Source organism: Pedococcus sp. NPDC057267 (assembly GCF_042668795.1).
Lineage (GTDB): Bacteria > Actinomycetota > Actinomycetes > Actinomycetales > Dermatophilaceae > Pedococcus.
In genome coordinates, this window is record NZ_JBHUYG010000123.1 from 1 (window position 1) to 10,293 (window position 10,293).

8 protein-coding genes are annotated in these 10,293 nt (G+C 71.8%); 2 read left to right on the top strand and 6 right to left on the bottom strand.

All coding sequences use genetic code 11. The annotated features are described in order from the left end of the window. Positions 1-40: 40 nt before the first annotated feature. The 5 genes from ettA to ACFUC1_RS18710 all read right to left on the bottom strand — a co-directional run bounded on the left by ettA (position 41) and on the right by ACFUC1_RS18710 (position 7,074). Entirely contained in the window at positions 41-1,723 is a 1,683-nt protein-coding gene (gene ettA, locus ACFUC1_RS18690; protein WP_379122503.1) for an energy-dependent translational throttle protein EttA, read from the bottom strand. Between the two features lie 54 nt (positions 1,724-1,777). Beyond that, positions 1,778-2,374 carry a single-stranded DNA-binding protein gene (locus ACFUC1_RS18695; protein WP_379122515.1) on the bottom strand — a complete coding sequence of 199 codons (597 nt, stop codon included), beginning with the start codon at positions 2,372-2,374 and terminating at the stop codon, positions 1,778-1,780. A gap of 129 nt (positions 2,375-2,503) precedes the next feature. Then, positions 2,504-4,333 (bottom strand): dynamin family protein, encoded by a 1,830-nt coding sequence (locus tag ACFUC1_RS18700; protein ID WP_379122505.1) that lies wholly within the window; start codon positions 4,331-4,333, stop codon positions 2,504-2,506. After that, a complete protein-coding gene (locus ACFUC1_RS18705; protein ID WP_379122507.1) occupies positions 4,330-6,048 on the bottom strand; it encodes a dynamin family protein in 1,719 nt (572 codons plus the stop codon). The genes ACFUC1_RS18700 and ACFUC1_RS18705 overlap by 4 nt, the downstream gene beginning before the upstream one ends. 198 nt (positions 6,049-6,246) lie before the next feature. Continuing rightward, on the bottom strand, positions 6,247-7,074 hold the full coding sequence (locus tag ACFUC1_RS18710; protein ID WP_379122509.1) for a hypothetical protein: 828 nt from the start codon (positions 7,072-7,074) through the stop codon (positions 6,247-6,249). An 82-nt stretch (positions 7,075-7,156) separates the two neighbouring features. Here ACFUC1_RS18710 and thpR point away from each other — a divergent pair, with 82 nt between their 5' ends. Both thpR and ACFUC1_RS18720 read left to right on the top strand, forming a co-directional pair. Next, positions 7,157-7,720, top strand: coding sequence for an RNA 2',3'-cyclic phosphodiesterase (gene thpR / locus ACFUC1_RS18715; RefSeq protein WP_379122517.1), 564 nt, complete (start codon positions 7,157-7,159; stop codon positions 7,718-7,720). 165 nt (positions 7,721-7,885) lie between these two features. Then, a complete protein-coding gene (locus ACFUC1_RS18720) occupies positions 7,886-8,773 on the top strand; it encodes a hypothetical protein (RefSeq protein WP_379122511.1) in 888 nt (295 codons plus the stop codon). Positions 8,774-8,928: 155 nt separating this feature from the next. Here ACFUC1_RS18720 and ACFUC1_RS18725 read toward each other — a convergent pair whose 3' ends face one another. Then, on the bottom strand, positions 8,929-9,930 hold the full coding sequence (locus tag ACFUC1_RS18725) for a DUF2510 domain-containing protein (RefSeq protein WP_379122513.1): 1,002 nt from the start codon (positions 9,928-9,930) through the stop codon (positions 8,929-8,931). Positions 9,931-10,293 lie beyond the last annotated feature (363 nt).

Sequence of the window (10,293 nt, forward strand, 5' to 3'; positions counted from 1 at the left end):
GCCACGTGTGGCTGGGGCACACGGCCGTTCGCGCGGGTCGTCAGTCGCGGGTCAGCTTGCGGTAGGTGACGCGGTGCGGGCGCGCAGCGTCGGCCCCGAGCCGCTCGACCTTGTTTGCCTCGTACGCCTCGAAGTTGCCCTCGAACCAGTACCACTTGGCCGGGTTCTCGTCGTCGCCCTCGTAGGCGAGGATGTGCGTGGCCACGCGGTCGAGGAACCACCGGTCGTGGCTGATGACCACGGCACAGCCCGGGAAGTCGAGCAGCGCGTTCTCCAGCGAGCCCAAGGTCTCGACGTCGAGGTCGTTGGTGGGCTCGTCGAGCAGCAGCAGGTTGCCGCCCTCCTTGAGGGTGAGCGCGAGGTTGAGGCGGTTGCGCTCCCCACCGGACAGGACGCCGGTCTTCTTCTGCTGGTCCGGGCCCTTGAACCCGAACTGCGAGACGTAGGCGCGCGAGGGGATCTCGACCTGCCCGACGTTGATGTAGTCGTGCCCGCCGGACACCGTCTCCCAGAGGTTCTTGTTGGGGTCGAGGCCGCCCCGGCTCTGGTCGACGTAGGAGATCTTCACGGTCTCGCCGATGTCCACGGTGCCGCCGTCGGCCTCCTCGAGGCCGACGATCGTCTTGAACAGCGTGGTCTTGCCGACACCGTTGGGGCCGATGACACCAACGATGCCGTTGCGCGGCAGGGTGAACGACAGGTCGTCGATGAGGATGCGCTCGCCGAAGCCCTTGCGCAGGTTCCGGACCTCGATCACCTTGCTGCCCAGGCGCGGGCCCGGCGGGATCTGGATCTCCTCGAAGTCCAGCTTGCGGGTCCGCTCCGCCTCGGCTGCCATCTCCTCGTACCGGGCCAGGCGGGCCTTGGACTTGGTCTGGCGGGCCTTGGCGTTGGACCGCACCCAGGTCAGCTCCTCGGCGAGGCGCTTGGCCAGCTTGGCGTCCTTCTTGCCCTGCACCTCCAGACGTGCGGCCTTCTTCTCCAGGTAGGTGGAGTAGTTGCCCTCGTACGGGTACGCGCGGCCGCGGTCGAGCTCGAGGATCCACTGCGCCACGTTGTCCATGAAGTAGCGGTCGTGGGTCACCGCGACGACGGCACCTTGGTAGGCGGCGAGGTGCTGCTCGAGCCAGAGCACCGACTCGGCGTCGAGGTGGTTGGTGGGCTCGTCGAGCAGGAGCAGGTCCGGCTTCTGCAGCAGGAGCTTGCACAGGGCGACCCGGCGGCGCTCGCCACCGGAGAGCACGGTCACGTCGGCGTCCGGCGGCGGGCAGCGCAGCGCGTCCATGGCCTGCTCGAGCTGGGAGTCGAGGTCCCAGGCGTCGGCGGCGTCGATGGCCTCCTGCAGCTTGCCCATCTCCTCCATGAGGGCGTCGAAGTCGGCGTCCGGCTCGGCCATCTCGGCGGAGATCGCGTTGTAGCGGTCGAGCTTGGCCTTGATCTCGCCGGCGCCCTCCTCGACGTTGCCGAGGACGGTCTTGGACTCGTTGAGCTCGGGCTCCTGCATCAGGATGCCGACCGAGTAGCCCGGCGTCAGTCGGGCGTCACCGTTGGACGGCTGGTCAAGGCCGGCCATGATCTTGAGCACCGAGGACTTGCCGGCGCCGTTGGGCCCCACGACGCCGATCTTGGCGCCGGGGTAGAAGGAGATGGTGACGTCGTCGAGGATGACCTTGTCACCATGGGCCTTGCGGGCCTTCGACATGACGTAGATGAACTCGGGCATGGGGGCAAGGCTATCTGCCGGCGCCCCCACGCCCGAATCGGCGTCACGCCCCTGTCACACGCCCGACAGCGCGCGTTCGCCGCCGTCGCGCGGCACCAGGCCGGTCGGCTCCACGGCCACCTCGTACTCGTCGGTCTCGGGGTCGCCGCTCTCGCGCCGGCGCGCCGCGAGGTCGCCGGGTTCGAAGTCGCCCAGGTCGTCGGTCGGCGGCACCTCCTCCCCCTCGAGCGCCGCCATGACGTCCTGCACGCCTGCATCGGCCATCCGGTCGTGCTGGTCGAGCTGGGCCCGGGTGACCCGGTGGAGCTCGGTGGTCCCCCAGTTGAGGTCGTGGCCCACGGTGTAGGCGTCGATCTCGACCGAGGTGGCCGGGGTGTTGTCCTGGCGCATCCACTGGTTGACCCGCAACCGCCCGTGGACGACCACCGACTCACCCTTGTGGATCGAGTTCGCGACGTTCGCCCCGAGGGCCCGGAACGCCGTGACGTTGAAGAAGCTGGTGCCGGCATCCTCGTAGCTGCCGGTCCTGGCGTTGAGGCGCCGCACCGTCGACGCGACCCGGAAGGCCGCGAAGGGCACCCCGGTCCGCGTCGTGCGGGCCTCCGGCTCGGCGACCAGCCGGCCGGTCACCGTGATGTAGGACTCGTTCATCTCGCTCACCTCGTCATTCGTGTGCTGTGTCTTTCGACCAGCGTGACGAGGCGACCGGTCCCCGGCGAGGACGACGTCGGCCTCCTGTGGACGGCGACGAGGCCCGGGGAGCCCTGTGGACGACCAGGCTCAGACTGCGGCGAGGTCGAGCGCCTCGCGGGTCGTCTTGTGCCGGGCGAGCACCTCGCGCACCGGTGCCATGATCCGAGACTCCGCCACGGCGGCCACGGCCTCGAGGAGCCGTCGCCGGATGCGCTCGGCCCGTCGCCTCGCCCCGATGACCGCGAACCAGCGCGCGGCTGCGGACAGCGCGAGGCCGAGGACGAGCCCTCCGACGAGCAGCAGCAGCGGTACCGGCACCGAGCCGACCCGCGGGGTGTCCACCGCCGGCACCGCCAGCCACCCGAGGACGACCAGCACCGCCAGCCACAGCGCACCGACCACGGTGAGCAGGGCCAGCACCAGCTGGGCCAGACCGCAGAACCGCCACCACAGCGGCGCACGCATCTTCAACGAGGTGCCGACCACGGCCAGGTCCAGGGCGTCGGCGAGCTCCGGACCCGGAGGTGTCGCGGCATCCGCGACGGCCTCGGCCCAGCGGTGCGGGAGCCCCTCGGCCGCGTCGGCGCCGACCCGGCGCGTGGCGAGCTCGACCGCGGCGCGGGCGGCGGGGGTGGGCGGCGGCAGCGAGGACCGGCCGAGGACCGTGCGCACGTCACCGGCTGTGACCGCCAGCTTCTCCTCGACCTCGTCGCGGGTGTTGAGCCGCAGCCGCTTCATCGGGTCGGGGCGCAGTGCGCGCAACCAGCGGGTGAACGGCCAGCCCGTGCGCCCGTAGGCCTGGTGCCGGTAGTCGCGCTCCACGGCGTTGACGACCACGGGTATGCCGGCCGCGCGCGCGAGGGCGTCGACGAGCTCGTCGTCGACCTGTGCGGACAGCTGCGGCTCGTTCACGCCGAGGCCGGCCCGCAGGGCCGACGCGCTGGCGCGGATGTCGGCGGCGAGCCGGTGCTGCGCGGCGTTCTGCGCCGCGACGGCCGTCGCGAGCCGCATCCGCAGGGCCTCGACCCCCTCGCCGGTGCGCGCCGAGGTCGCGAGCACCTGGAGCTGGGCGATGCCGTCGTCGGCAGCGAGCCGGGACAGGTCCGAGCGCACCTGGCCGACGGCGTCGGGGGTGAGCCGGTCGGTCTGGTTGAGCACCGCGACGGTGACCGCGTCGTAGGTGGCGAGCACCTTGAGGTAGTCGTCGTGCAGCCGGGCGTCGGCGTACTTCTGCGGGTCCGTCACCCAGACGAAGACGTCGACCAGCTTGAGCACCCGCTCGGACTCCTCGCGGTGCGCCAGCACCCGCGAGTCGAAGTCGGGCAGGTCCAGCAGGACCAGGCCGTCGAGCCGTCCCGGGCGCGCCTCGCGCCGACGGCCCACCCGTCCGCGGACGAGCCCGACCGAGCCGCGTCCGTCGCCACCCCGGCCCTCGCCACCCCGGCCGTTGCCCAACCGCGCCTCGTGCCGGTCGCGTGCCCCCGCCACGGTGAGCTCCTCGGCCCCGAGGTCGCCGTCGAGCTCGGCCCCGTCGTCGGGGCCGACGCGGTGGCGGTGCTGCACGCCGAGCCAGTCCAGCAGCTCGCCCGCGTCCTCCTCGCCCCAGACTGCGGCCACCGGGCGGGACGTCGTGGGGCGGCGGGCGCCGACCATGGCGACGTCCTCGCCGACGAGCGCGTTGAACAGGCTCGACTTGCCCGACCCGGTCGCACCGGCGAGCGCGACAACCGTGTGTCCACCGGCCTTGGACGTCCGCCCGGCCACCTTGGCGACGAGGTCCCGCGCCTCCGCACTGCGCCTCGGGTCCAGCTGGCCGTTGCCCGCCGCGAGCGCCTGCTCGAGGGCTGCCGACTTCTGCGCCAGCTCCTTGGCCGTGATGCCCTTCACCCGCGCACCACCCATGATCAGGGGGCTCATCGCACCGCCTTCACCGCTGCCGCGGCATCTGCCAGGCGCCGGGCCTGGTCCGTCGTCACGTCCACGTCCCCCAGGACCGCGTCGTAGCGCGCCTGCTCCACGGCATACAGGTCTCGCACGCGGGTGAGGAGGTTCTGCCGGGCCTTGCGCGCCATGTCGCGCACGGCCTGGTCGCCGAAGATCGCCTCGAGCACCTTCTGCGCCAGCACCGCCGTGCCGCCGGCGATGCCGACCTCGGCACCGACCAGCCCACCGGTGTGCGCGAAGGCGACGAGCATGAGGATCACCCCGACGCCGTTGAGCCCGTATGCCGCGATGCGCGCCGTGGTGCGCCGGTCCTTGCCCTCGCGGCGGACCAGGTCGAGGACGTCGCCCTGCCAGTCGCGCACGAGGCGCTCGACCCGGACGGCGAGGTCCGGCGACGGCTTGGCGAGGTCGACCTCGGACCGCTCCATCAGCGCGTCGCCGCCGGGCAGCCCCCGCCAGGCGCGAGCCGCCACGAGCGGTGCGCCCTGACCCTGGGCGAGCACGAGCGCGGCGACCCCGGTCTGGAGCGCCTCGCCGAGGTTGCCGGACGGGGCAGGTGCACCCTTGAGGGCGGCCGTGATCCGGTCGCGCACCTTGGAGACGGTCGACTCGACCTGCTTGAAGAACTCGCCCGTGCCGACGTACTCCTGCCAGCGGGCGAGGACCTCGCCGCGCAGCAGCGTGCCGTCGGTCATGCCCTGCTCGACGTTCTGCAGCGCGGCGGCGTAGGCGTCCTCGGCCGCGCGCTCGAGCTTGGCGAGCGCGTCGGCCTGGTGCTCGGAGGCGGTGACGAGCAGCGCGGCCCGGTCGTCGAGCGAGCCGAGGGCGCCCTCGAGCGTCTGGCGGACGATGACCGAGCGCGCCCGCGAGTCGCTCGCGAGCGCGGTGAGCCAGGACCGCAGGCGTGCGACGTCGCCCTCGGGCAGCCGGCCCTGTGGGCTGAGCGTGGCCTCGGGGATGCCGAAGATCGGCGCGGTGGACAGGCCCTGCTCGCGGAGCATGTGGGCGAGGTGGCTGCGGATGTCGGACATCGCCTCCGGCGGCACGCGGTCGAGGACGATCGCGACGGCGGTCCCCCGGTCCGAGGCCTGCCGCAGGAGCTCCCACGGCACCGCGTCGGCGTAGCGTGCGGCGGTCGTGACGAACAGCCAGAGGTCCGCCGCGGACAGCAGCTGCCCGGCGAGGGCGCGGTTCGCGCTGACGACGGAGTCGATGTCGGGGGCGTCGAGCAGGGCCATGCCCGGAGGGAGCGAGCGTGAGGTGACCAGCCGCAGCGTCGTCGTGTCGCCGGCGCCCTCGTTCGGGGCGGCCACGCCCGTCGTGCGGCTGAGGCCGGGCAGCACCCGGTCGTCGAGGAACCACTTCTCGTCGTCGGGGTGGTGCACCAGCACCGGCACGGTGGTCGTGGGCCGCAGGACCCCTGACGCCGACACGTCCGCGTCGACGACCGAGTTCACGAGCGTCGACTTGCCGGCACCGGTCGAGCCGCCGACGACGGCGAGCAGCGGCGCGTCGAGCGAGCGCAGGCGGGGCAGCACGTAGTCGTCGAGCTGGCTCAGCAGCGCCGCGCGCGTGGCTCGGGCGGTCGCGACGTCGGGGACGTCGAGGGGCAGCGCCGCAGCGGACACCTGCTCGCGCAGGGTCGAGACGGCGCCCACCATGACTGTGGCGTCGTCGGGGGAAAGCACGTGCCTGAGCCTAACGAACCCGTACGCGTGTGCTCGCCGCGACAGACCACGGCGACGCACGTGTTTGGTCACAACTTCGTCCGAACGGAGGAGGGTGGGCGTACCGGGACGCGTCCGCACGGCGCCCCCGCGCCCGGGCGCGTCGCGGCCTGCGCGGGTGGCACCGGGGCGGCGCCGGCCACTGGGCGGCACCCGTGGTCAGGAACGCCGCAGCCAGTCCTCGTAGCCACTGGTCGTCGCACCGTCCCCGCCCTCGACCGGGCTCAGCCGCTCGACCGGCGCGATCTCCTCGACGCCGTCGAGCACGATGGCATCGTCGGCCCCGACGCCCGGGAGCAATGTGCGCCGCGCCCTGCGCCGACCTGCATGCGCGCCGTCGGGCCCCGTCGAGGCCTCGCCGTTGTGGGCCACGGCGGAGTCCTCGTCGAGCGCATCGTCCTCATCGAGCGCCGCAACCTCCTCCTCGAACTCCACGGGCAGCCGCACCCACCACAGCGCCGCGACGACGACCACGGCCGCCGTCGCCACGGAGGGGCCCAGCCCCACGAGACCGAGCTCGACCGGCCCGGGCCCCGTCCAGGCCGTCACGGTCCCCGGGTCCGGCGCCGACTCGAAGGGGTTCCGCGTGAACATCGACACGACGCTCGCCGCGACGCCCACGAGCGCCACCACGAGCTGGGCCGCACCGAGGGCCAGCAGCTCCCAGCGCAGGAGCCTCGCGTGCGACACCGGGCGGACCCGGTGCAGCGCCGCGACGCCGGCGAGCACGACGAGGGCCACGAACAACGCCGACAGCACCACCGGCCGGTACACGCTCGTCTGCGCGAACGCCGTCACGTGCTGCAGGAAGGTCAGGTGCAGCACCGTGCCGTCCGGACCGGTCGGGCCGAAGGCGACGACCTGCCGCCAGGCCGTGACCGCGTCGAGCACCTGGCCGAGCACGAGCAGCGCGGCCGCCACCTCGAGGACGCGCAGGGTGACGAACCACGTGCGGGCAGGTGTCCAGTCAGGGCGCCACGACGGCATACCAGCTCCCCCTTCGTCGGGAACCCAATCTAGTTGGCGGCCGCGCACGCACAACGGTCCCGGACACAATGGTGGGGTGCGGATGTTCGCGGCGCTGGTGCCGCCGGCCGAGGCGGTCGAGGACCTCGACGCGTTCCTCGAGCCGCGGCGCGACGCCGGCGACCACCTGCGCTGGACCGACCCCGACCAGTGGCACGTCACGCTCGCCTTCATGGCCGACGTGCCCGAGCGCTCGCTCGACCCCCTCGTCGAGGAGCTGCACGACGCGGTGAGGGGTCGGGCCGCCCTGTCCCTGCGGGTCCGCGGTGCAGGCGCGTTCCCCGAGGTGTACGACGCGCGCGTCCTGTGGGCTGGCGTCGACGGCGCGACCGACGCCCTGGTCGCCCTGGCCCGCGGCGTGCGTCGGGCGGCGGCACGCGCCGGGGCCTCGCCGCAGGGCGGACCGTTCCACCCGCACGTGACGCTGGCCAGATCGCGGCGACCGTTCGAGTCCACGCGCTGGGTGCGGGTGCTCGACGCGTACGCCGGGCCGGCGTGGACGGCGTCCGAGGTCACCCTCTTCGCCTCGCACCTGGGCGAGGGGCGCGGGCACCGCCCCCGCCACGAGCCGGTGGCCGTCGTGCCGCTCGGCAGCGCTGAGGCGTAGGCACCGAGGCGTCTTGGGGTCCCCGATGCCTGCGTTGGCGTGCGTTTGACGGGATACGTAGGGCGGCATACGCATTCCGGGCGATCCGCTCGCAGCCGCGTGGTGCCACCGTGACGGCATCGCCCCGCCGAAGGGACGGGGCCGTCTGGAAGCGAGAGAACCTCCATGCGCAGACTTCTCACGGGTGCCGCCGTCGTGCCGCTCGCCATGATCGCGCTGGCGCCGACCACGTACGCCGCACCGCAGGGCGGACAGGTCTCCGGCGCCATCTTCACCACCGACGTCACGGGTGCACCGGTCAACCTCAACCACTACGCGGCCAAGCAGGACGTCTACCTCAACGGCGGGCCGGGCATCAACGCCCCGATCGGCGCCGCCGGGCTCCCCGCGGGCACCTACACGTTCCAGGTCACGGGCCCCAAGCCGACCCAGCTGCTCAGCTCGGACGCGCTCGCCTGCCGCCAGTTCACGGTCGACGGCTCGGGCGTCATCCAGAGCGTCTCGCCGTCCGGCGCGTGCGCCCACGCCACCGGCACGAGCGCCGACGACCCCGGGATCACGGTGCAGCTGTACCCGTACGCCGACACCCCGAACCCGGGCGGCGTGTACAAGGCCTGGGTCACGCCGACGTCACGGCTCGACTGCGGCCGGTTCGCCAAGTACGGCTGCTTCAACCCGCGCTACAGCAAGACGGACAACTTCAAGGTCCTGGCGAACGCGATCGTCGAGATCGACACCCGGTTCTGGAAGGACGGCAACGCCCTGCTCGGCCTGGCAGCCGGCTGGACCGACACGGTCGGCGCGTCGAACGTAAAGTACTCGGAGTACGACCCCGCGATCCTCGCGTACGACGAGGCGCACGTGGAGGCAGCCGAGGAGGGCACGCACACCATCACGGTCTCCGACCAGCCGGGCTGCACGATCGACTACGTGACCGGGCCCAACGGTGAGCGGTACCGCAACGGCAGCGGCAGCTACTCGGTCTCCGTGACCGTCGCGCCGTGGAACGCCGGGGACGACATCACCTACCGCGTGGAGGTCTACTGCAAGTAGGCGTCCCGGGACGCAGGCGCCACGGGCGCCAAGGAAGGGACGGGCCCGGGGCCGGCAGCGATGCCGACCCCGGGCCCTCGCCGTCCAGCACCTAGCGCTGTACTGACCTAGGGAACGAAGGGCGGCGCTAGATGACGGAACTGCGGTCGTCCCTGCTATCCCTCGCTAGCAGGTGCTGGTTCGACTGAATCGAGCCATCGCCGCGTGACTTCAAACGACTTGGCAACTTGGAGGACCACCTCGGCGCGGAGTGGAGATCCCTTCATCACGGCCCGACATACCGGTAGGCGATTGCGGCCCTGGACGTATTGAACTAGATCGATGATCTTGTCCGACATGCCTTTAGTGAGCGACCCAATCCGGTGGTCGTCCAGGCGGACTTCAATCACACGCTCGTCGGCATCAGGCGCCTTCGGCACGGCGTGGAGCGTAACCGCTAGATATCGGCTGCGGTCCGCCACATATCGGCGCAACACATCCATGTGTTGCTCTTCGCCCGTTAGCTGAATCTGGCCGCCGTGCGGCAGTACTTGGAACGGTCGCTCCGGTAGGGCATTGAAGGACTGAACCCCGTCTGGCGGCGGCATGCTCAATGTGACGCTGCCACACAAGGTCAACTCATCATCGTCCGGGCGGAATACCGAGACACGGGCCTCGACTCGGAGATGGCTGCCCTGCTCGGAGAGGTCGGCCAACGGCGGGGCATAGAGGCTGGCGTCGTCTCGCGACAGGAATCCGACAAGTTCATCCTGAACCCAGACGGCTACGGCGTCGTGGTCATAAGGGTTCGAAGGGTCGGGGACGGTCGCCGCGTGCAGGCCTCTCATCTCGCAGCCGTATTCGCCCCAAGGCGGCCGGTTCCGCTCCATGAGGCGCCGAAAGCTCGCCTCGTAGTTGCTCTCACCCACAACTTGGACATTCAGGCTTGCCTTCGCCCACGGTTCGACGGGGGCACCGGCTGGCCGTGAGGTCTGGTACGTCGTCTTGGGCTTCCGTTGCGGCCGGCCGGGGTCGGCAGCGGCAACAGGATGGTAGTGCTCGGTCCACTGGTGTCCGTCCCACCACCGGAGGAAGCCGGGCCGATCAGGGGCCGGGTGCCACGCGGCGGGCGGAAGGGTCCCATACGATTGCTGCTGCGACTTGTGGAACAACCTCATGGCCATACCCCCTGATGCCAGTCGAACGGCCGGTACTTCCCGACGATTCGCTCCAACGATAGGCGGGTCGCCAAGCGCCCTGGCGGGATTGAGAGGATTGGGCCACGCGCAAGCAAGACGCTAGTCGCGCACAGATCATCCCCCGCATCGCCGTCGCCCTCGACCAGGGCGGGAGGAGCGGACGGCTCTCGAGCTCGGACCTCGACCTGATGACCTGCCTGGTGGCCGGAATGGCGGCCAAGTCGGGCGGCGCCGCTACAGAACGCCGCAGATGGACCCCGGTTGCGGGGTGCCATCTGCGGCGTTTCCGCAGTCAGCGGCCTGCGCCCCCGGCAGGAGCCGCCGGTCTCACTCCCCTCGACC